The following is a 21,301-nucleotide window of genomic DNA, read 5'->3' as shown; positions in this document are numbered from 1 at the left end:
GAGTTTCGCGGGCGGAGCCGAGGCCGGGAACCCGGCATAGGCTCGAGGCAGGAGGTCTCCCATGCCCCACGCCGTCATCGTCGATGTGGTCCGCACCCCGTCCGGGCGCGGCAAGCCCGGGGGAGCGCTGAGCGCGGTGCACCCCGTCGATCTCGTCGCGGGCGTGCTCACGGCGCTGCTCGAGCGCAGCGGCCTCGAGTCGCGGCAGATCGACGACGTGCTGATGGGATGCGTCAGCCAGGTCGCCGATCAGTCCCTCAACATCGCGCGGCACGCGGTGCTCGCGGCCGGGTTCGACGACACCGTGCCGGCCGTCACCATCGATCGCCAGTGCGGCTCGAGCCAGCAGGCCGCGCACTTCGCCGCGCAGGGCGTGATCGCCGGCGCGTATGACATCGTGATCGCCGCCGGCGTCGAGTCGATGAGCCGCGTGCTGCTCGGGTCCAGCGCCCACGGCGGAACCGTGTCGCACGGCGTCGCCCACCGCTACCCCGATGGTCTCGTGAACCAGGGCGTGTCGGCCGAGCTCATCGCGCAGAAGTGGGGCTTCAGCCGCGAGCAGCTCGACGCGTACTCCGCCGAGTCGCATCGACGGGCGGCGGATGCCTGGACCCGCGGCGCGTTCGACTCCCAGGTCGTGCCGGTCTGGGGCGGCGGCCCCGAGGCCGTCGCCTTCGACGAGACGGTGCGGTCCGGCACGACCGTGGAATCGCTCGCCGGGCTCAAGCCGGCCTTCCGCACCGATGAGCTCGCCGCCCGGTTCCCCGACCTCGATTGGCGCATCACGGCGGGCAATTCGTCGCCGCTCACGGATGCGGCATCCGCTGCTCTCATCATGAGTGAGGAGAAGGCCGCCGAACTCGGCCTCACGCCCCGCGCGCGCTTCCACTCGTTCGCCGTGGTCGGCGACGACCCGATGATGATGCTGACCGGGCCGATCCCCGCAACGCGGCGCATCCTCGAGCGCAGCGGCCTGTCGATCGCCGACCTCGACGCGTACGAGGTGAACGAGGCGTTCGCGTCGGTGCCGCTCGCGTGGCAGCGCGACCTCGCCGCCGACCCCGAGAAGCTGAACCCGTGGGGCGGCGCGATCGCGCTCGGCCACGCCGTCGGCGCGTCCGGCACGCGCCTGCTCGGCACGCTGGTCGCGCACCTCGAGGCGACCGGCGGCCGCTACGGCCTGCAGACGATGTGCGAGGGCGGCGGCATGGCCAACGCGACGATCATCGAGCGCCTGTAGGGTGCACGCCCGCCGGCGGAGCCCGCACCGGAGGCTGAGGTCTACGGCGCCTGCAGCCGGGACTGCCACCGATGGTGCTCGCGCACCAGGAGCAGGGCGAGGATGCTCCAGACACCGAGGTCGTCGGTGAATCCGAGCGGCCCGAGGACGAGCTCGGGGATCAGGTCGATCGGCGAGACCGCATAGACGACCGCAGCGGTCGCGGCGATCCACGTCGTCGGCGCGACGCGGTGCTCACCGCCCTTGAGTGCCTTGAGGAAGCTCCACCACATGCATCGAGTGTGCGCCGCGATCGACCGATAGAGGCCCGGCGAGATCAACTCGTGATGCTGAGCATTCGCTGATCGCCGCTGCAAGCGATTGCGTGAACAGGAGGAGAACGGATGCCCCAGCCCGCGGCATCCGCTCTATGAAAGCCTTCTCATGATGTAAGCGCTTGCAATTCCCGCGACGCCGCTGTTAGTGTCGGCCGCACAACTGCACCGCGGGCACGTCGGCGTGCCCACCGCCCCACCCCAGGAGCTCCCGTGTCGAAGTCGACCTCAGGACGTGCCCGCATCCTCACCGCCAGCCTTGCCGCGGCGGCGCTCTTCGTGACGGGGGGAGTGGTCGCCATCGCGCCCGCGCCCGCGGCCGCCGCCGAGCGCACGTTCGCGCTCGTCGGCAGCCTGCAATCCGAACTCGGCTGCGCCGACGACTGGAAGCCCGACTGCGCGGCGACCGAGCTCGCCGCCACCGACACCGCGGGCGTCTACGCGGCGGACTTCACCGTGCCGGCGGGCTCCTACGAGTACAAGGTCGCCGTCAACGACGCGTGGGACGAGGCGTACGGGCTGAACGGCGGCGGTGGCAACATCCCGCTGACGGTCGGCGGCCCGGCGGAACTGCGGTTCGTGTTCGACGACAACACCCATCGTGTCGGCGTCGAAGCGAGGAGCCTGCGCGCCGGGTACACGGCCGACGACGATGCGCTCGTCGCCGCGCCGGTGCGGCAGCCGGGAAGCCAGGAGCAGTTCTACTTCGTGATGACCGACCGCTTCGCGAACGGCGACACCGCGAACGACCAGGGCGGCCTCGGCGGTGACCGTCTCACCACCGGCTTCGACCCGACCGACAAGGGCTTCTACAACGGCGGCGACATCGCGGGCCTGCGCGAGAAGCTCGACTACATCGACGGCCTCGGCACGACCGCGATCTGGCTGACCCCCAGCTTCAAGAACAACCCGGTGCAAGGCGAGGGCGCGAACGCGAGCGCCGGCTACCACGGGTACTGGATCACGGACTTCACGCAGATCGACCCGCACCTCGGCACGAACGCCGAGCTCGAGGCCCTGATCGCCGAGGCGCACGCCAAGGGCATCAAGGTCTACTTCGACATCATCACGAACCACACAGCCGACCTGATCTCGAACACGCAGGGCCAGTACTCGTACATCGACCAGGCGACGGCCCCCTACAAGGACGCGTCGGGGGCGGCCTTCGACCCGGCCGACTACGCGGGCACCGACACCTTCCCCGAGCTGGACGCCGCGACCTCGTTCCCCTACACGCCCGTCGTGAACGACGCGACCGCCAAGGTGCCGGCGTGGCTCAACGACCCGACGCTGTACCACAACCGCGGCGATTCGACCTGGTCGGGCGAGTCGGTCACGTACGGCGACTTCTCGGGCCTCGACGACCTGATGACCGAGCACCCGACCGTCGTGAACGGCTTCGTCGACGTCTACCAGGACTGGATCGACCTCGGCATCGACGGCTTCCGCATCGACACGGCGAAGCACGTGAACTTCGAGTTCTGGGAGACCTGGACCACCGAGGTGCTCGACTACGCGCACTCCCTCGGCAAGGACGACTTCTTCATGTTCGGCGAGGTCTACGACGCCGACCCGGTGAAGCTGTCGCCGTACGTCCGCGACACCGACATGAACTCGGTGCTCGACTTCACGTTCCAGTCCTCGGCCGTCAGCTACGCCGCGGGCAACAGCGCGAAGGGACTGCAGTCCCTGTACGCGGGCGACGACTGGTACACGACGACCGACACGTCGGCCACGGCGCTGCCGACCTTCCTCGGCAACCACGACATGGGCCGTGTCGGCTACATGCTGCAGTCCACGCCGAACGCGCTCGAGCGCGACCTGCTCGCGCACGACCTGATGTTCCTCGGGCGCGGTCAGCCCGTCGTGTACTACGGCGATGAGCAGGGCTTCGCGGGCACCGGCGGCGACAAGGACGCGCGCCAGACGCTCTTCGCGACGCAGGTCGCCGAGTACCAGAACCAGAAGCTGATCGACGGCACCACTGCCGGATCGGTCGACCGCTACAGCACGACGTCTCCGGTCTACCAGCGCATCACCGACCTCGCCGCGCTGCGTGAGGCTCACCCGGCCCTGGTCACCGGCGCGCAGATCGAGCGCTACGCCGACAACGGCGCCGGCGTCTACGCCTTCTCGCGCGTCGACCGCGACGAGAAGGTCGAGTACCTGGTCGCGCTCAACAACACGACGGCCGCCAAGACGGTGAACGTCTCGACGCTCACGGCGAACGCCTCGTTCGCCCCGGTGTACGGCACCGACGCGGGCGTGTCGACGGATGCCTCGGCCGAAGCATCCGTCACCGTCCCGGCGCTGTCCGCCGTGGTCTACCGGGCGAACGCGCCCGTCACGGCACCCGAGTCGCCGCTCGCGATCACCCTGTCGGCGCCCGCTGTGGGCGCGGCGGTCACCGGCTCCGCGCCGATCTCGGCCGACGTCGACGACGAGACGTGGCAGGAGACGAGCTTCGCGTGGCGCGTCGTCGGCTCGGACGAGTGGCACGCGCTCGGCACCGCCGAAGACACCGACCCGCGCGTCTTCCACGCCGTCGACGGCCTCGCGGACGGCACGCTCGTCGAGTACCGCGCGGTGACCACCGACGCCGCCGGCGGTCACGCCGCCGCATCGACGTACGCGTCGGTCGGCAACGCCGTGTCGCTCGTCGTGGACGAGGAGCCCGAGTCGCCGATCGACATGGTGACCGTGCCCGGAAGCCTCAACTCCGAGATGGGCTGCGCCGGCGACTGGACCCCCGGCTGCGAGGCCGCGAAGCTCACGCTCCGCGCCGACGGCATCTGGGCCGGCACGTTCGACCTGCCCGCAGGCGACTACGAGTACAAGGCCGCGATCAACGGCACGTGGGACGTCAACTACGGCGCGAACGGCGTTCCGGGAGGCGGCAACATCGCCATCTCGCACCCCGGCGGCAAGATCTCGTTCTACTTCGACCCGCGCACGAACATCGTGCAGTCGACGGCCGAGGGACCCATCGTGACCGTCCCGGGCAATCACCAGAGCGAGAGCGGCTGCGCGGGAGACTGGGCGCCCGAGTGCCTCGCGAGCCTCATGGCCGACGGTGACAAGGACGGCGTGTACGAGCTCACCCTCGACCTGCCCGCCGGTGCGTACGAGGGCAAGGTCGCGCACGGCATGAGCTGGGCCGAGAACTACGGCGTCGGCGGCACGCCGGGCGGCTCGAACTACTCGTTCACCGCCGAGGACGGCGTGCCCGTCCTGTTCCGCTACACACTGGCCACCCACGTGCTGCAGATCGGCGACGGACTGCCGGGACTCGGCGAGGAGCGCGCTCACTGGATCGACGCGCAGACCCTCGCCTGGCCCGCCGGTCTCGGCGCCGACCCCGCCGAGGCCGCGTGGCAGCTGCACGCGTCGACGGCAGCGACCCTCGCGCTGGACGAGGGCGAGGTCGTCGGCGGTGACGCGATCGGGCTCACCCACCTCGACGGCGGCCTCACGGACGCGCAGCAGCAGCGGTTCCCCGCACTCGCTGACTACGTCGCGCTGCGGGTGGAGGAGGGGACGGATGCCGCAGCCCTCGTGCGCGGCCAGCTGATGGTGTCGCAGCGCGACGCCGACGGCACGATCCGCGCCTTCACCGGGGTGCAGATCCCCGGCGTGCTCGACGACCTGTACGCCGACGGGGTGGCCGACGCCGACCTGGGCGTCACGTTCCAGGGCAAGAAGCCGACGTTCCGTCTGTGGGCGCCCACCGCCCAGAGCGCGACGCTGCTCACGTGGGAGGCCGGCGCCGACGGCGACCCCGTGCGTCACGAGGCGGCGTGGGACGCGGCATCCGGGATCTGGACCGTCGCAGGTGCGAAGTCGCTGAAGGGCGACGAGTACCTGTGGGAGGTCGTCGTCTACGCGCCGACCACCGGGGCGAACGAGACCAACCAGGTCACCGACCCCTACTCGGTGGCGCTCACCACGAACTCCGAGCGCTCCGTCGCCGTCGACCTGGCCGACAAGCAGTGGCGCCCGAAGGGCTGGGAGAAGACGAAGGCGCCCGTGATCGACCGCCCGGTCGACCGCGCGATCTACGAACTGCACGTGCGCGACTTCTCGATCACCGACGAGTCGGTGCCCGAGGCCGAGCGCGGCACCTATCGTGCCTTCACCCGTAACAGCGCGGGCACGAAGCAGCTGCGCCAGCTCGCCGACGCCGGCATCAACACGGTGCATCTGCTCCCGACCTTCGACATCGCCACGATCGAGGAGGACCGCTCGAAGCAGGCCGTGCCGGACTGCGACCTCGCGTCGTACGCCGCCGACAGCACCGAGCAGCAGGCCTGCATCCAGCAGGTCGTCGACGCCGACGGCTTCAACTGGGGCTACGACCCGTTCCACTACACGACGCCCGAGGGCTCGTACGCGGTCGATCCCGAGGGCGGGGCGCGCGTGGGCGAGTTCCGTGAGATGGTCGGCGCGCTGCACGGCATGGGCCTGCAGGTCGTGCTCGACCAGGTGTTCAACCACACGTCGGCCTCGGGACAGGCGCCGACGTCGGTGCTCGACCAGGTCGTGCCCGGCTACTACCAGCGCCTCAACCTCGCCGGAGGTGTCGAGACCTCGACGTGCTGCCAGAACGTGGCCACCGAGCATGAGGTCGCTCAGAAGCTCATGGTCGACTCGGTCGTGACCTGGGCGCGCGAGTACAAGGTCGACGGCTTCCGCTTCGACCTCATGGGCCACCACTCGAAGGAGAACATGCTCGCGATCCGCGCCGCGCTCGACGAGCTCACGCTCAAGGGCGACGGCGTGGACGGCACGGCGATCTACCTCTACGGCGAGGGCTGGAACTTCGGCGAGGTCGCGAACAACGCCCTCTTCGAGCAGGCCACGCAGGGGCAGCTCGGCGGCACCGGCATCGGAACGTTCAGTGACCGCCTGCGCGACGCCGTCCACGGCGGCAGCCCCGTGGCCGGCGAGACGATCCAGCAGCAGGGCTTCGGCACCGGCCTCGGCACCGACCCCAACGGCGCGCCGATCAACGGCACGACCGAGCAGGCCCTCGCGGACCTCGCGCACCAGACCGACCTCGTGAAGCTGGGACTCGCGGGCAACCTCCGCGACTCCACGCTGACCGACCACACGGGTGCCGTGAAGGCGGGCGACGAGCTCGACTACCGCGGCTCGCCGGCCGGGTACGCCGACCAGCCCGACGAGATCATCACGTACGTCGACGCGCACGACAACGAGACGCTGTACGACCTGTCGGTGCTGAAGCTCCCTGCCGACACGACGATGGCCGATCGCGTCCGCATGAACACGCTGTCGCTCGCGACCACGGCGTTCGCGCAGACCCCGTCGTTCTGGCACGCCGGCACCGAGCTGCTGCGCTCCAAGTCACTCGACCGCAACAGCTACAACTCGGGCGACTGGTTCAACCGGATCGACTGGACCGGCCAGGAGTCGACCTTCGGGTCGGGTCTGCCGCGGGCGGCCGACAACGAGACGTCGTGGGCGATCAAGAAGCCCCTGCTCGCGAACCCGGCGAACAAGCCGGCGGCGTCCGACATCGCCACGGCCGAGGCATCCGCTCTCGATCTGCTCCGCGTTCGTGAAGAGGTGGGGCTGCTGCGTCTCGGATCTGCCGAGCTGATCGGCGAGAAGGTCACGTTCCCGAACAGCGGACCGGATGCTGCACCCGGCGTGCTCACGATGCTCATCGACGACCTCGTCGGCGACGACGTCGATCCCGAACTCGAGGGTGCGCTGGTGGTGTTCAACGCGGGAGTCGAGCCGACGACCCAGACGATCTCGTCGCTCGCCGGTCGCTCGTTCTCGCTGACCCCGGCTCTCGCGAACGGCTCGGACGATGTCGTCAAGACGACCACGTGGGATGCCTCGACCGGCACCGTGACGGTGCCCGCGCGGTCCGCCGTGGTGCTGGTCGACCGTGAGCCGGTGGCCACGACGACGCTCGTCGCGCCGACGAAGCTGCTGGTCAAGGCGGGCGGCGGCATGACCGTCGCGGGCAGGGTCACCGCCGCCGACGGGTCCGCGCCGGTCGGCACGGTGACCATCACCGACAACGGCAAGGTCGTGGCGAGCGTCGAGCTCACCGCGGCGGCGAAGGGCAAGGTGGCGGTCGACGTGAAGCTCTCGAGCCGTGGGGTGCACCTCATCCGCACGACATTCACCGGCGCCGGCGACTACGAGGACTCGCGGGCGGCGATCCCCGTCCCCGTGCTCGTCTACTGACGGGTCCTGCCGGGCGCATTCCGCCCGGCAGAGCTGTCAGGCCGGCTCGGCGCGAGCTCAGGGGAGTGGGGACCCGATGCGCAGCAGATTGCCGTTCCGGTCGACGACCGCGAACTCGCACATGCCGTAGTCGGTGTCGACCGGGGCTTCGATGCGACTGCCGGTCGGCGGGTCGGGCTCGACGAGGCCGGCCCATTCGTGGTGGAGCCGCCTCGCATCGTCGACGTACAGGTAGCACATCGAGGCGGTGGTCAGCGGGTCGACCGACGGATCCTCGGAGAAGTGCAGCTCGATCGCGCCGCGGCCGATGATGAGGTACTGCCACTCCTCGGGCGGGGCACCGCGGTTCTCGAACCCGAGCCGTTCGAAGAACGAGAGCGTTTCGGCGAGGTCGCGGCTGAGGAGGATCGGGACGGCGCGCTCGCTCATCCCGGCAGGCTAGCGCGACGCCCCGCGGGTCGACAGTGCTAGAGGAGCTCCATCAGCTGCGGGCCGAACACGGCCACTGCGGCTGCGGCGACGCCTGCCGCTCCGATCGCGGCGATCGTCACGACGACGATGTTGCCGCCGATCGTGAGGAGCAGTGCTGCGGCGGTGGACAGCTCGCGGTGGCGGGTGACCGGGACAGTGGATGTGGTGCTGACCATGCCTTCGACGCTACGGAGCGGACCGCGCGGCCGCGTCAGCCGGGAGTCTCATACGGGTCCCCCCGGAGGATGATCTCTGCGGCCCACTTGACAGCGCGAGCTTTCTTCAAGAAAGTTGGCCCATGCCGCTCCGCTCCGACTGGTCGGGCTCGACATGCCCGATCGCCCACGCCGCCGACGTGCTCGCCGACCCGTGGGTTCTGCTGATCCTGCGCGAGACGCTGTCGGGGCGTGCCCGTTTCGAGGAGCTGCGCGACGCGACCGGCGCCGCCGACAGCGTTCTCGCGCGGCGCCTGCTCGGGATGGTCGACGCCGGTCTCCTCGAGCGCGACCGCGCGTCGGGCTACCGCGTCACCGAAAAGGGTGCGCAGGCGCTCCCGGTGCTGCACGCCTACGCGCGGTTCACACAGGCGGTCGACCCCGATGGCCCGTGGGGCCTCACGATCGCCTGCGCGCGGTGCGGGACGGTGGCGGATGCTGCGGACTGGTGCGCGTCGTGCGCCCTGCCTCTCGACGCCACGACCACGACGTGGGCGCGGCGCAGCATGGGCGGACAGCCTTTCCGCCTGCATGTGGGAGCTTCAGCATGAGCAGGGCCGACGAGCGCGAGGAGGGGGCAGCCGGGCCCACGCGCCCGGAGGCTCCGCTCGACGCGCCAGCGGCGAGTGGAGGGGGCGTGGGGACCGTTCCTCGCGGCCGTCGGATCCATCCCGCCTGGCTCGTCGCCGCGACCGCGCTCGTCGCGCTGATCGGCGCGGCGGGCTTCCGTGCGGCGCCCGGCGTCCTGATGCTGCCGCTCGAGGAAGAGTTCGGCTGGTCGCTCACCGAGATGTCGGTCGCCGTCACGCTGAACCTGCTGCTCTTCGGGCTCACCGCCCCCTTCGCCGCCGCGCTGATGCAGCGGTTCGGCATCCGCGCGGTGACGTCGACCGCGCTCATGCTCATCGCAGCGGGGGCTGCGCTCACGGTGTTCGTCACGGCGCCGTGGATGCTGCTGCTCACGTGGGGGCTGCTGATCGGACTGGGCACGGGCTCGATGGCGCTCGTGTTCGCGGCGACCGTGACCGACACGTGGTTCGCGAAGCGGCGAGGGCTGGTCTCGGGCGTGCTCACCGCCGGCAGCGCCACAGGGCAGCTCATCTTCCTGCCGGTCATCGCCGTTGCGGCCGAGGACTACGGGTGGCGTATCGCGTCGCTCGTCATCGCGAGCGGAGCGCTGCTGGTGGTGCCGCTCGTGCTCGCGTTGCTGCGGGATCGGCCATCGGATCTCGGCGTCGGCCGCTACGGCGAGCCCGACGCGCCTCCGGTCGAGCGGGCGGCCGTGCCGCCCGTCCGCGCCGCGCGCGGTGAGGGCGCCGCCGCGATGGCGCTGCGGGCGCTGCGCGATGCGTCGAAGGTGCGGGCGTTCTGGGCCCTCGTCGTGGGATTCGCCATCTGCGGCGCCACGACGAACGGTCTCGTCGGCACCCACTTCATCCCGAGCGCGCATGATCACGGGATGCCGCAGACCACCGCCGCGGGACTGCTCGCGGTCGTCGGCATCTTCGACATCGCGGGAACGGTCCTCTCCGGCTGGCTGACGGACCGCGTGAACCCGCGCATCCTCCTCGCCGTCTACTACGCGGGTCGCGGCGTGAGCCTGCTCTTCCTGCCGAGCCTGCTGTCGTCGACCGTGCAGCCGAGCATCGTCGTGTTCATCGTCGTCTACGGACTCGACTGGGTCGCGACCGTGCCGCCGACGATCGCGCTGTGCCGCGAGATCTTCGGCGACCGCGGGCCGTTGGTGTTCGGCTGGGTGTTCGCCGCGCACCAGGTGGGGGCAGGTATCGCGTCGGTGCTCGCCGGCATCGTGCGCGACCAGACCGGGCAGTACACCGTCGCGTGGTTCGCGGCGGCCGGTCTGTGCGTCGTCGCGGCGGTGATCAGCGGTGCGATCGCGCGCCGGCCGCGGTCGCGTGTGCTGCGGTGAGGACGCGCCGAGAGAATCCTGTGCGGAAGTGTCGACATCGTCGTCGGTCATGCGACGACCGGAGTGAGGCTGGCGGACGGCCGCCCACAACCGGAAGGATCACCCCATGAAGTACATGATGTTCGTCGTCACGTCGCTCGAGCCCGATGCCGAGACCGACGAGTCCGACGTCGACCTGTGGGTCGACCCGCTCGACGCCAGCGGCAAGCGCGTCATCGGCGAGGTGCTCGCGCCGCAGGCCGACTCCACGGTGGTGAGGGTGCGCGGCGGGAAGGTGCTCACCAGCCGCGGTCCGTACGTCGAGACGGCCGAGGTCATCTGCGGCTTCGACATCCTCGAGGTCGAGAACCTGGAGGAGGCGATCGAGATCGCGTCGCGGCATCCGATGGCACGAAACGGCCAGCTCGAACTGCGCCCGTTCATGGTCTGGGACCAGTGACGCGAAGAGGCGGCCCCCACCCGGAGGTGGGGGCCGCCTCGTGTGCGGTGTGTCAGTCCGTGGTGCTCTCGCGACGCTTGCGGATCACGAAGAGCGCGGAGCCTGCGACCATCAGCAGCGCTGCGCCGCCGACCGCGATGCCCCACGGGAACTCCGAGCCGGTCGCGGCGAGGGCCCCGGGAGCCACGACCGTGACGCCCACCTCGATCGGGTCGAGACCCGCCGACGTGATCACCAGGCGGTGGTCGCCGAGCGCGATGTGCGACGGGATCGCCACGGTGAAGCTGAGGCGGCCCTGCGCGTCGGCGGCCGGAATGCCCGAGACCACGACCGGGTCGCTGAACAGCGTCGCGGCCACCGTCTGGCCGGGCACGAGGCCCGAGAGCGAGACGCGCAGCGTGCCACCCTGCTCGACGCGACCGGAGCCCACGTCGACCCGCGCCCAGTCACCGCCGCGCTGAACGCCCGCCGCCGGCGGGTTGCCGCCGGGGTTCACGGGCGTGGGCGGGGTGGTGGTGCCCGGGTCCGTGCCGGGGTCCGTGCCCGGGTCGGTGCCCTCGACCGGAGGCTGCTCGCCGATCAGGTACGCGCGGTTCGCGGGCGACGGCGCGACCGGTCCGCCGGCGGCGGCGAAGAAGTCCACCGTCGCCTGGAGGTCGATCTGACCCGAGTCGAGCACGTTCGTGCCGTCGGCGAAGGAGAAGAAGTTGTCGCCACCGGCCGAGAGGAACGAGTTCGTCACGACGCGGAAGGTGTCCGTCGGGTCGACCTCTTCACCCTGGTACTGCATCGACACGACGTGCGCACCGCGGGTGGCAGCCGGGTCGTACTCGAACGTGAAGCCCTTCGAGACGCCGAGGGCGAGCTTCGGGCGCGACGCGCCGTCGGGCTGCCACTGCTGCTCGAGGATCTCCTTGATCTGCGCGCCCGTCAGGTCGAGCGTGACCAGGGTGTTGCCGAACGGCTGGACGTTCGCGACCTCGCGGTACGACATCGCGCCGTTGTCGTCGCCGAACAGCAGGTCGTTGCGCAGGCCGCCCGGGTTCATGAAGGCGATCTGCGCGTCGGCGCCGCCGTAGGCAGGGTTCTCGCTCGTCGCCCACAGGTAGACGTCGGCGACGGTGTTGCCGAGCGTGGAGTGCGCGCCGCGGTCCTCGCTGCCGGTCGAGGTCTTGCCCCGGAGGATGTCAGCCGTGATCGAGCCGACCTGCACCTGGCCCTTCTCGTTCGCGACCTTCACGGCCTCGTCGACGATCGACGTCGTCTCGGCCTGCGGGTACGCGACGTGCTGGCTCACGACCGAGTCGTACAGCGACACGGTGCCGCCGGTGATCGACCCGAGCTCGCCCGACTCGGTCAGCTCGATGTCGAGCGTGCCGAGCGCGGTGCCGTACTGGTGGGCCTGGATGACGGGGCGACCGCCGATCTCGTGCGCGTACCGCTGGTGGGTGTGCGCCGAGACGATGGCGTCGATGTCGCCGGAGGCGTTCTGGACGAGGTCGCCGAACGCGTCGTCTGACTGGCTGGCCTCGAGCGCCGAGCCCGCGGCCCCTTCGTGGGCGAGCAGGATGACGACGTCGGCGCCTTCCGCCACAGCATCCGCCGCCGCGTCATTGGCCGAGTCGACCAGGTCGCGGAACTCGATGCCGGCGATGCCGTCGGGGCTCACCATGCCGGCCGTCTGCGTCGTGACGACGCCGACGAACGCGATCTTCGTGCCGTTCACCGTCTTGATCGTGTACGGCTGCAGCGCGTGGACGTCCGTGCCCTTCTCGAACACGTTCGCGCCGAGGGCGAAGTCGCTCATCGCATCGGCGTTCTCGTCGCCCTCGTAGCTCGGGATGACGTCGTTCACCAGGTCGTCGAAGCCCTGGTCGAACTCGTGGTTGCCGACCGCGCTGGCATCGAGGCCGGCCGCGACCAGCGCGTCGATCGTCGGGTCGTCGTCGTCGATGAACGACTCGAACGCCGTGGCGCCGATGTTGTCGCCGGCCGAGACGAACAGCGTGTTCGGGTTCTGCTGACGGTACTTGTCGACCGCGCCCGCGAGCACCGCCGCACCCGCGACTCCGCCGGTCTCCTGCACGAGGCGCCCGTGGAAGTCGTTGATCGTCAGCACGCGCACGTCGGGCTGCGAGGCGGTGAGCTGCGCGACGTCCCACACGGTGGTGGTGCCCGAGACCTCGCTGCCCACGACGAGCTGCGGGGTGCCCGTCGACGAACGCAGCGCCGAGATGAACTGGATGCCCTCGGGGCCGAGGTCGCCGGCCGCGGAAGTCTTCACATCCTGCGTGAAGTCGCGGTTGTTGACGTAGGTGACGTACTGCGCTGCCGCGGGGTCGGTGATGTCGTAGACCATCACGCCGCCGACGCGCTCGAGGCCGACGAAGGCGTAGATCTTGCCGCCGACGACGCCGACCGTGACATTCTCGGGCTCGGGGCCCTTGTCGTCGCTGCGGTCGTTGCTGTTGTTGTTGTCGTTGCTGGCGTTGAAGACCAGGTCCGGGATCTGCGACGTGATCTGCTCGAAGTCGTCGCCCGAGTCGAACACCAGGTTGCCCTTGGTGTCCCAGATCGAGAACGAGCGACCGCCGTAGGCGTACAGCTCGCTGTAGCAGTCGGCGCCGTCGGCCTTGCCGAGGTCGGTGACCACCTTGAGGCGACCGAGGACGTCGTCCTTCTGGATGTTCGCGATCTCGGAGAGCGGCCCGGTCGCGCAGATGCCGGCGAGGCCGTCCTTGCCGAGGTCCTTGATGCGGGCCTCGTCGATGAAGTACGAGTCGGTGTCTTCCACGCCCCACTCGCGCGCGTCGCCCTCGTTCGCGGTGACGAGGTACGTCGCGGTCTTGCCGCCGACGGTCGCCTGGAACGACTGGATGCCGTCGGGCATGTAGAGGCCCTTGAGGCCGGGGTAGGTCTTGATGTTGACGGTCGGAGCGCCCTGCGGATCGCGGTCGCTCGCGTCGAGACCGTTGCCCGCGGCGCCGTAGTCCTTGTACCCGAGCGGGAGGATCGAGGTGACCTCGGCTTTGGTGAGGTCGATGACCGCGATCGCGTTGGCCTCCTGCAGCGCCGCGTACGCCGTGCTGCCGTCGACCGTGATGTACTCCGGCTCGAGGTTGCGGCTCACGCGGTTGGCAGTGAGCGGCTTGCCGCCCTGGTCGGGTGCCGCGACGTCGGGGCCGAACACGCGCACCTTGGCGTCGAGCGGCTTGGCGCCGCCGGCCTCGAAGGCGCCGAAGCCGGCGGTCTTGACCGCACTCTGGGCCGGGGCGGCGACGCCGGCCGGAAGCGTCACGACGCTGACCGAGCCCTCGGGGTCGAGCGAGAAGTCGTCGGCAGGCTCACCCTCGTTCGCCACGACCGCGTACTTGCCGTCCTTCGAGACGGTGACCATGTCGGGAAGGGCTCCGACCTCGACCTCTCCGAGCACCGCCGCTTCGGCCGAGTCCTTGTTCGCGTCGAAGAACACGAGGTGACCCTTGTCGGTCTTCTGCTCGGCCTCGAAGGCGACGACCCCGAGTCCGTCGTCGCGGACGGCGAGGGAGTTCGCGACGCCCGTCGAGGCGATCGAGAACAGCTCGGTCGGGTGCTCGGGGTCGGTGTTGTCGAGCACGACCACCGTGCCGGCCTGCGCGTTGACCACGAACAGACGGTCGCGGTAGGCCTGGACGATCTCGGCGGCGGACTCCCCGTAGACGCCGGACTCGTGGGTGCCGAGCGGGGTCAGCGCGAGTGCGGCGTTCGGGGCGGAGTCGCTGAAGTAGTCCGGAACGAGCGCGGCGGATGCCGCGGTGCTGCTGGTCAGCGCGAGCGCGCAGACGGCCGCGGTCGTCGCGGTGAACGCGACGGCGCGGCGGAGAAGATGCGAAGGCATGCGTGTCCTCTTGAGGGGGTGACGGGTGCGACACGGAACGGAACCCAGCGTCCAGACCGAATCGGTTCGAGCCTCTCTAGCGAAGGTGACCCCAGGGTGAACGGGATACGACGACCAGGGTGCACGGATTACCGAGCAATTACATGGATGTCCTAGTATTCTGGAAGCCGTGACGAAGCCGTCACCCTGACTCACCGGAGAGACGTAATGGACGCCACCCCTGTCCCCGTGCTCGCTCCCGTCGCCATCAGCGAGGACGAGCGCGCCGCCATCATCGAAGCCGTGCGCGATTTCGCACAGTCCGAACTCGCGCCGCACGCGCTGGAGTGGGACAGGGCATCGCACTTCCCTCGCGAGACGCTGGGTCTCGGCGGCGAGCTCGGTCTCGGCGGCATCTACGTCCGCGAGGATGTCGGGGGCTCGGGCCTTTCGCGCTCCGATGCGGCTGCGATCTTCGAGGAGCTGGCGAAGGGCGACCCCGCCATCGCCGCCTACATCTCGATCCACAACATGGTGGCGTGGATGATCGACACGTACGCCACCGACGCTCAGCGCCAGGAGTGGCTTCCGCTCCTGACCTCGATGCAGGGCTTCGGCAGCTACTGCCTCACCGAGCCGGGTGCAGGGTCCGACGCCGCCGCGATCGCCACGAGCGCGATCCGGTCGGGCGACGAGTACGTGCTGACCGGAGTCAAGCAGTTCATCTCCGGCGGGGGCGAGGCATCCGTCTACATCGTCATGGCCCGCACGGATGCCGATGCCGGCGCCCGCGGCATCACCGCGTTCCTCGTGCCGGCCGAGACCGCCGGGCTGTCGTTCGGGCAGCTCGAGCACAAGATGGGCTGGAACGCCCAGCCGACGCGGCAGGTGATCCTCGACGAGGTGCGCGTGCCCGTCGCGAACATCCTCGGCGGCGAGGGCCAGGGGTTCAAGATCGCGATGTCGGCGCTCGACGGCGGCCGCATCAACATCGCCGCGTGCTCGCTGGGCGGCGCGCAGTGGGCGCTCGACCGCGCGGTGACCTACGTGCACGAGCGCTTCACGTTCGGCGAGCCGCTCGCCGAGAAGCAGGCCGTGGTGTTCGCGCTCGCCGACATGGCCACCGAGCTGCGCGCGGCGCGGGCGCTGGTGCGCGATGCCGCCGCCGCCCTCGACGCGAAGGCACCCGACGCCTCCATGCAGTGCGCGATGGCCAAGCGGTTCGCCACGGACGCGGGCTTCACCGTCGCGAACCAGGCGCTGCAGCTGCACGGCGGCTACGGTTACCTCCACGAGTACGGGATCGAGAAGGTGGTGCGCGATCTGCGTGTGCATCAGATCCTGGAGGGGACGAACGAGATCATGCGCGTGATCATCGGCCGCCAGCTGCTCGCGCACTGACGATCTCAGGACGAGGAGGTCCGACATGAAGGTCGCATTCCTGGGGCTCGGCCATATGGGCCTGCCCATGGCGCGGAATCTCGCCGGCAGCGGACACGAGGTCGTCGGCTTCGACGTCTTCCCCGCCGCGGTCGACGCGGCGCGAGAGGCGGGGCTGACCGTCGCGGATTCGGGGACGGATGCCGCCACCGCCGCGGACGTCGTCATCACGATGTTCCAGACCGGCACGCAGGTGCTCGAGGCCTATCGGGGCTCCGGCGGGGCGCCGGGACTCCTCGGGGTCGCAGCATCCGGAGCGCTGTTCATCGACTGCTCGACGATCGCCGTGGACGAGGCGCGCGCCGCGCACGCGCTCGCCGAGGCCGCCGGGCACCGCTCGCTCGACGCCCCGGTGTCGGGCGGGGTCGTCGGCGCCGAGAACGCGACGCTCGCGTTCATGGTCGGCGGCACGGACGACGACTTCGAGGCGGCACAGCCCCTGCTCGAGGCGATGGGCCGCCGTGTCGTGCACTGCGGAGGTGCCGGGCTCGGCCAGGCCGCGAAGGTCTGCAACAACATGATCCTCGCGGTGTCGCAGATCGCGGTGGCCGAGGCGTTCGTGCTGGGGGAGCGGCTGGGACTCTCGCACCAGGCCCTCTTCGACGTCGCGTCGAACGCGTCGGGCCAGTGCTGGGCGCTGACGACGAACTGCCCCGTGCCGGGTCCGGTGCCGACCAGCCCCGCGAACCGCGACTACCAGCCGGGCTTCGCGGGCGCCCTCATGAACAAGGACCTGGGGCTCGCCGAGCAGGCGATCGAGCTCACCGGGGTGGATGCCCGCATGGGCATGCTCGCGCGCGAGATCTACGCCCACTACGCGGACGGCCCCGGCGCGGGCCAGGACTTCTCCGGCATCATCAACTCGATCCGCGAGTTCTCGGACTGACCCCCGCCCCCTGCCCCCCCGCGGTCGCTTCTGCGGCGCCGCCCGCTCAGTACGGGGCCCGCCGTCGGCGCCCGAATGCGTTCTCCGCTCCGCAGTCAGTTTGTGCGTCGATATCCAAAGGACACCCGCACGAAGTGACTGCGGAGCCGAGGCCTTACGATCAGGACGACCCAACCGAAGGAGCAGAGATGACCGAGGACCGGGCGACCGAGTACGAGACGATCCTCGTCGAAACGCGAGGCCGGGTCGGGTGGATCACCCTCAACCGGCCGGAGGCGCTCAACGCGCTCAACTCGCAGGTGTGCCGCGACGTCGTGGCCGCGGCATCCGTCTTCGATGCCGACGAGGGGATCGGCGCGATCGTCGTGACCGGCTCGGAGCGCGCGTTCGCCGCGGGCGCCGACATCAAGGAGATGGAGTCCAAGAACGGGCTCGAGATGCTGATGGGCGACCACTTCGGCGGCTGGACGCAGTTCGCCGCCGTGCGCACGCCGGTGATCGCGGCCGTCTCGGGCTATGCGCTCGGCGGCGGGTGCGAGCTCGCGATGATGTGCGACATCATCCTCGCGGCCGACACCGCGAAGTTCGGGCAGCCCGAGATCAACCTCGGCGTGATCCCCGGCATGGGCGGCTCGCAGCGCCTCATCCGCGCGGTCGGCTACTACAAGGCCGCCGAGCTCATCCTCACGGGACGGATGATGGATGCTGCGGAAGCCGAGCGGTCGGGACTCGCCTCGCGCGTCGTGCCCGCGGCCGACCTGCTCGCCGAGGCGCAGAAGACCGCTGAGGCGATCGCGTCGAAGAGCCTCCCGTCGCTGTACGCCGCGAAGGCCGTGCTGGACGCCGCGCTGGAGACCCCGATGGCCGAGGGGCTGCGCCTCGAGAAGCACGTGTTCGCGAGTCTCTTCGACACCGAGGACCAGAAGGAGGGCATGGCCGCCTTCCGCGAGAAGCGCGCCCCGGAGTTCAAGGGGCGCTGATGTGGCTCCGACTTTCCGGTCGTTGAGCGAGCTTGCGAGTCGAAACGCCTCGAGCTCGCGGACTGCGCCGGGTTCGGGGCGTTTCGTCTCGCTCGTTCCTCGCTCGCTCGACGACCGGCGGTCGGGCTCTCTATCGCCCGGTCAGAGGGGGTCGGGCTGAGGACGGGGCTCGGTGAAGTCGCCGGCGTCCTTGCGGAATCGCGCGATGATCCGCACGAGCTCGGTCGTGTCGGCGTCGGTGAGCCCGGGATCCTCGAAGACTTCGGTGTTGAGGGCTGTGGTCGCGCGCTCCACGAGCTCGCGCCCGGTGTCGGTGAGCACGAGCATCGCCGCGCGGCCGTCGCCGGGGTGCGGCTCGCGCGAGACGAGACCGTCACGGGCCAGGCGGTCGACGGTGTTCGTGACGCTGGTCGGGTGCACCTGCAGGCGGGCGATGGCGCTGGCCATCGGCATCCGTCCCTCCCTCGTGAAGCCGAGCAGGCGCAGCATCTCGTACCGTGCGAACGACAGGCCGAACGGCTTCAGAGCGGTGTCGATGCGCGCGAACAGCAGCTGCTGCGCGCGGATGATCGAGGTCACGGCGGTCATGCCCGCGGCGGCGTCCTCCCAGCCATGGGCGATCCACTGGCGCTTGGCTTCGGCGATCGGGTCGACCGGAAGACGCTTGGGTGCTGCCATGTCGACCTCCTCGCTCCACCGTACCGGTCGACCAGGCTGACAACGGACACGCGGATGCCGCGAAACGGCGGCTTATGTATACACACGGCGGGCAACGGGTCGGTCATCGCCGGTTCATTTCGCGGGATTGGGTACATTGCGGCGCGAGCCATAGACTCGTGCCCAGCGTGAGGAGATCGTATGAAGATCGTCGTCCTGGTCAAGGAAGTCCCGGATACCTATGGGGATCGCAAGCTGTCGCTCGAGACCGGCCTGGCCGATCGCGGCGCGAGCGAGACGGTGCTCGACGAGATCGGTGAGCGGGCGCTCGAGGTGGCCCTGTCGTACGCCGACAAGACGCCGGACACCGAGGTGGTCGTGCTCTCGATGACGCCGGAGTCGTCGGCGGCGACGGTGCGCAAGGGGCTCGCGATGGGCGCCGCGTCGGCCGTGCAGGTCGTCGACGAGGGACTGCTCGGCGCCGACCTGGGACTCACCGCCGAGGTGCTCGCCGCGGCGCTGCAGCGCACCGGGTTCGACCTGGTGATCGGCGGCAACCTGTCGACCGACGGAGTGGGCGGGATCATCCCTGCGATGGTGGCCGAGATCCTCGACGTGCCGTCGGCGACGTATCTGAGCTCCGTCGAGATCCGTGACGGCGAGGTGCTCGGCACGCGCGCCTCGGACGGGGCGACGCTGCAGGTGACGGCGGCGCTCCCGGCGGTGATCTCGATCACCGAGGCGCTACCCGACGCGCGCTTCCCCAACTTCAAGGGCATCATGGCGGCGAAGAAGAAGCCGTTCGAGACCCTGTCGCTCGCCGAGCTCGAGATCGATCCGCACGATCCGGGTGCGTCGCGGTCGATCGTGATCGCGCTCAGTGAGAAGCCGCCGCGCGAGGCCGGCGTCAAGATCGTCGACGAGGGGGACGCGGGCCAGAAGCTCGCGGACTTCCTCATCCAGAACCGGCTCGCGTGAGGTGGCACCCATGACGTTCGCAGATGACTCGATCCTGGTCCTCCTCGACACCACGCCGTCGGGCGGGCTCGCCAAGACGGCGGCCGAGCTGCTGGGTGCTGCCGCCTCGGTGGGCACGCCGGTCGCGGTGCTCGTCGGCGATGCCGCATTGGCGACGGATGCTGCGGCCCTCGGTGCCGCGTCGGTGCTGGTCGCGCCGGCCGGCGAGGGACTGTCGGTCCCGCGCGTGGACGCGCTGACGGAGGCCGCCGACCTGGTGCGCCCGGACGCGATCCTGGTGGCGAACTCGGTGGAGGGCCGCGAGGTCGCCGGCCGATACGCCGCCCGCACCCGTTCGGGCGTCGCGGTGGATGCCGTCGGCGTCTCGCGCGACGCGGAAGGCGTCGTCGCGCACCACTCGGTCTACGGCGGCGCGTACAACGTCGACTCGGCCGTCACGTGGGGTGCGCCGGTCATCACGATCCGGCAGGGGTCGATCGACGCCCGCGCCGATGCGGTCGCCGGCGTCGAGGCGGAGCCGCTCGAGGTGCGCGCCTCGAGCCGTCGCGCCGCGACCGTGACCTCGGTCGACGAGGCCGTGGTGTCGTCGACGCGCCCCGAGCTGCGCGGCGCGGCGAAGGTGGTGTCGGGCGGACGCGGACTCGGGTCCGGCGAGAAGTTCGAACTCGTGGAGCAGCTGGCCGACGCGCTCGGCGCCGCGATCGGCGCGTCGCGTGCGGCCGTCGACGCCGGCTACGTGCCGTACTCGTACCAGGTCGGGCAGACTGGCGTCTCGGTGTCGCCGCAGCTGTACGTCGCGCTCGGAATCTCGGGCGCGATCCAGCACAAGGCCGGCATGCAGACCGCGAAGACCATCGTCGCGATCAACAAGGACGCCGACGCCCCGATCTTCGAGATCGCGGACTTCGGCGTGGTCGGCGACCTGTTCACGGTCGTGCCGCAGCTGATCGCCGCGCTCGAGGCGAAGAAGGCGTAACCCGGTATGGCGACGTTCGGTTCCTCGGTGCGCCGCGGCCTGCCACGCGTGCCCGGCGGCGAGCCCTGGCCGCCCGCCGGCGCCGCGCCCGGCGCGAACGGCAACGGTGCGGGGCCAGCAGCCGAGGTCGCCGCCACCCAGGTGGCGCAGCAGGGGAATTCGGATTCCTCGACCCCGCGCGTCGCGACCCCCGGTCATCCAGTTCCGCAGTCGGTTGTGGCGGGTGCGCAGGAAGATGCCGCGCCGAAGGTGACTGCGGAACCGCGGGGTGCGGTCACGCTGCGCCGGGGTCTGCCGCGCGTGCCCGGTGGAGAGCCCTGGCCGCCCGCCGGGGGAGCGCCGAGGGTTCCGCAGTCGCTTGCGGCGAGTGCCGAGACGGATCATGCACCAGAAGTGACTGCGGAACAGCTGGGGCCGGACTCGACGGCGGTGCCGCAGCGAGTCCCGGCCACCACGCGCGCTGTCGCTCCGGGGTCAGCTGCGACCGCAGCCGGCGACGGTGCCACGGCACTGCGGCGCGGTCTGCCCCGCGTCGCAGGCGGCGAGCCGTGGCCGCCGGCCTCCGTCGCCCCTCCCCGTTCCTCGCTCGTTGGGCGAGCGAGGAATGAGGGAGTCGAAACGCCCCGCACCGACGAGCAGCCCGAGATCGGCGACGTTTCGACTTCGGGCGCCAGAGCGCCCTACGCTCAACGACCGG

Annotated in this window: 15 protein-coding genes; 10 read left to right on the top strand and 5 right to left on the bottom strand. The window is 70.5% G+C overall.

Annotated elements, in window-relative coordinates; all coding sequences use genetic code 11:
- The first annotated feature begins 61 nt into the window (after positions 1-61).
- Entirely contained in the window at positions 62-1,240 is a 1,179-nt protein-coding gene (locus Q9R33_RS13155; RefSeq protein ID WP_311294053.1) for a thiolase family protein, read from the top strand.
- Positions 1,241-1,281: 41 nt separating this feature from the next.
- On the opposite strand, the gene Q9R33_RS13150 is transcribed toward Q9R33_RS13155, so the two are convergent.
- Positions 1,282-1,512 carry a DUF1232 domain-containing protein gene (locus Q9R33_RS13150; protein ID WP_056371923.1) on the bottom strand — a complete coding sequence of 77 codons (231 nt, stop codon included), beginning with the start codon at positions 1,510-1,512 and terminating at the stop codon, positions 1,282-1,284.
- Between the two features lie 255 nt (positions 1,513-1,767).
- Here Q9R33_RS13150 and pulA point away from each other — a divergent pair, with 255 nt between their 5' ends.
- A complete protein-coding gene (gene pulA / locus Q9R33_RS13145) occupies positions 1,768-7,776 on the top strand; it encodes a pullulanase-type alpha-1,6-glucosidase (protein ID WP_311294052.1) in 6,009 nt (2,002 codons plus the stop codon).
- A 57-nt stretch (positions 7,777-7,833) separates the two neighbouring features.
- Here the strand turns inward: pulA and Q9R33_RS13140 are convergent, their stop codons facing one another.
- Both Q9R33_RS13140 and Q9R33_RS13135 read right to left on the bottom strand, forming a co-directional pair.
- Positions 7,834-8,205: a VOC family protein gene (locus Q9R33_RS13140; RefSeq protein WP_311294051.1), complete on the bottom strand. Its 372-nt coding sequence runs from the start codon at positions 8,203-8,205 to the stop codon at positions 7,834-7,836.
- 38 nt (positions 8,206-8,243) lie between these two features.
- Positions 8,244-8,423 carry a hypothetical protein gene (locus Q9R33_RS13135; RefSeq protein ID WP_056371919.1) on the bottom strand — a complete coding sequence of 60 codons (180 nt, stop codon included), beginning with the start codon at positions 8,421-8,423 and terminating at the stop codon, positions 8,244-8,246.
- Positions 8,424-8,545: 122 nt separating this feature from the next.
- Here Q9R33_RS13135 and Q9R33_RS13130 point away from each other — a divergent pair, with 122 nt between their 5' ends.
- From Q9R33_RS13130 to Q9R33_RS13120, 3 genes are all read left to right on the top strand, one after another.
- A complete protein-coding gene (locus tag Q9R33_RS13130; RefSeq protein ID WP_311294050.1) occupies positions 8,546-9,013 on the top strand; it encodes a helix-turn-helix domain-containing protein in 468 nt (155 codons plus the stop codon).
- On the top strand, positions 9,010-10,392 hold the full coding sequence (locus tag Q9R33_RS13125) for an MFS transporter (protein ID WP_396654105.1): 1,383 nt from the start codon (positions 9,010-9,012) through the stop codon (positions 10,390-10,392). Before Q9R33_RS13130 ends, Q9R33_RS13125 begins: the two co-directional genes overlap by 4 nt.
- A 106-nt stretch (positions 10,393-10,498) precedes the next feature.
- Positions 10,499-10,831 (top strand): YciI family protein, encoded by a 333-nt coding sequence (locus Q9R33_RS13120; protein ID WP_311294049.1) that lies wholly within the window; start codon positions 10,499-10,501, stop codon positions 10,829-10,831.
- A 52-nt stretch (positions 10,832-10,883) separates the two neighbouring features.
- Here the strand turns inward: Q9R33_RS13120 and Q9R33_RS13115 are convergent, their stop codons facing one another.
- Positions 10,884-14,708 carry a choice-of-anchor I family protein gene (locus Q9R33_RS13115; protein WP_311294048.1) on the bottom strand — a complete coding sequence of 1,275 codons (3,825 nt, stop codon included), beginning with the start codon at positions 14,706-14,708 and terminating at the stop codon, positions 10,884-10,886.
- Positions 14,709-14,915: 207 nt separating this feature from the next.
- Here Q9R33_RS13115 and Q9R33_RS13110 point away from each other — a divergent pair, with 207 nt between their 5' ends.
- From Q9R33_RS13110 to Q9R33_RS13100, 3 genes are all read left to right on the top strand, one after another.
- Positions 14,916-16,088, top strand: coding sequence for an acyl-CoA dehydrogenase family protein (locus tag Q9R33_RS13110; RefSeq protein WP_056371912.1), 1,173 nt, complete (start codon positions 14,916-14,918; stop codon positions 16,086-16,088).
- 25 nt (positions 16,089-16,113) lie between these two features.
- Positions 16,114-17,013, top strand: coding sequence for a 3-hydroxyisobutyrate dehydrogenase (gene mmsB, locus Q9R33_RS13105; protein ID WP_311294047.1), 900 nt, complete (start codon positions 16,114-16,116; stop codon positions 17,011-17,013).
- Positions 17,014-17,201: 188 nt separating this feature from the next.
- On the top strand, positions 17,202-17,993 hold the full coding sequence (locus Q9R33_RS13100; protein ID WP_311294046.1) for an enoyl-CoA hydratase: 792 nt from the start codon (positions 17,202-17,204) through the stop codon (positions 17,991-17,993).
- Positions 17,994-18,134: 141 nt separating this feature from the next.
- Here the strand turns inward: Q9R33_RS13100 and Q9R33_RS13095 are convergent, their stop codons facing one another.
- Positions 18,135-18,671, bottom strand: coding sequence for a MarR family transcriptional regulator (locus Q9R33_RS13095; RefSeq protein WP_310249235.1), 537 nt, complete (start codon positions 18,669-18,671; stop codon positions 18,135-18,137).
- Between the two features lie 180 nt (positions 18,672-18,851).
- On the opposite strand from Q9R33_RS13095, the gene Q9R33_RS13090 reads away from it, so the two are divergent.
- Together Q9R33_RS13090 and Q9R33_RS13085 are read left to right on the top strand one after the other, a co-directional pair.
- A complete protein-coding gene (locus Q9R33_RS13090) occupies positions 18,852-19,628 on the top strand; it encodes an electron transfer flavoprotein subunit beta/FixA family protein (RefSeq protein ID WP_310249232.1) in 777 nt (258 codons plus the stop codon).
- Between the two features lie 10 nt (positions 19,629-19,638).
- The gene (locus Q9R33_RS13085) at positions 19,639-20,604 is read left to right on the top strand and encodes an electron transfer flavoprotein subunit alpha/FixB family protein (RefSeq protein ID WP_311294045.1); all 966 of its coding nucleotides are present in this window, start codon (positions 19,639-19,641) and stop codon (positions 20,602-20,604) included.
- The last annotated feature ends 697 nt before the right edge of the window (positions 20,605-21,301 follow it).

This window comes from Microbacterium sp. PRC9 (assembly GCF_031844125.1).
Lineage (GTDB): Bacteria > Actinomycetota > Actinomycetes > Actinomycetales > Microbacteriaceae > Microbacterium.
Note: the sequence above shows the minus strand (reverse complement) of the source record. Positions and strands in the feature narration are given on the sequence as shown.

Coding starts and splice junctions, on each gene's coding strand:
- Q9R33_RS13095 (WP_310249235.1), bottom strand. CDS start 18,671: ATGGCAGCACCCAAGCGTCTTCCGGTCGACCCGATCGCCGAAGCCAAG.
- Q9R33_RS13120 (WP_311294049.1), top strand. CDS start 10,499: ATGAAGTACATGATGTTCGTCGTCACGTCGCTCGAGCCCGATGCCGAG.
- Q9R33_RS13130 (WP_311294050.1), top strand. CDS start 8,546: ATGCCGCTCCGCTCCGACTGGTCGGGCTCGACATGCCCGATCGCCCAC.
- Q9R33_RS13110 (WP_056371912.1), top strand. CDS start 14,916: ATGGACGCCACCCCTGTCCCCGTGCTCGCTCCCGTCGCCATCAGCGAG.
- Q9R33_RS13135 (WP_056371919.1), bottom strand. CDS start 8,423: ATGGTCAGCACCACATCCACTGTCCCGGTCACCCGCCACCGCGAGCTG.
- Q9R33_RS13085 (WP_311294045.1), top strand. CDS start 19,639: ATGACGTTCGCAGATGACTCGATCCTGGTCCTCCTCGACACCACGCCG.
- Q9R33_RS13150 (WP_056371923.1), bottom strand. CDS start 1,512: ATGTGGTGGAGCTTCCTCAAGGCACTCAAGGGCGGTGAGCACCGCGTC.
- Q9R33_RS13155 (WP_311294053.1), top strand. CDS start 62: ATGCCCCACGCCGTCATCGTCGATGTGGTCCGCACCCCGTCCGGGCGC.
- Q9R33_RS13090 (WP_310249232.1), top strand. CDS start 18,852: ATGAAGATCGTCGTCCTGGTCAAGGAAGTCCCGGATACCTATGGGGAT.
- Q9R33_RS13125 (WP_396654105.1), top strand. CDS start 9,010: ATGAGCAGGGCCGACGAGCGCGAGGAGGGGGCAGCCGGGCCCACGCGC.
- Q9R33_RS13100 (WP_311294046.1), top strand. CDS start 17,202: ATGACCGAGGACCGGGCGACCGAGTACGAGACGATCCTCGTCGAAACG.
- Q9R33_RS13115 (WP_311294048.1), bottom strand. CDS start 14,708: ATGCCTTCGCATCTTCTCCGCCGCGCCGTCGCGTTCACCGCGACGACC.
- Q9R33_RS13140 (WP_311294051.1), bottom strand. CDS start 8,205: ATGAGCGAGCGCGCCGTCCCGATCCTCCTCAGCCGCGACCTCGCCGAA.
- mmsB (WP_311294047.1), top strand. CDS start 16,114: ATGAAGGTCGCATTCCTGGGGCTCGGCCATATGGGCCTGCCCATGGCG.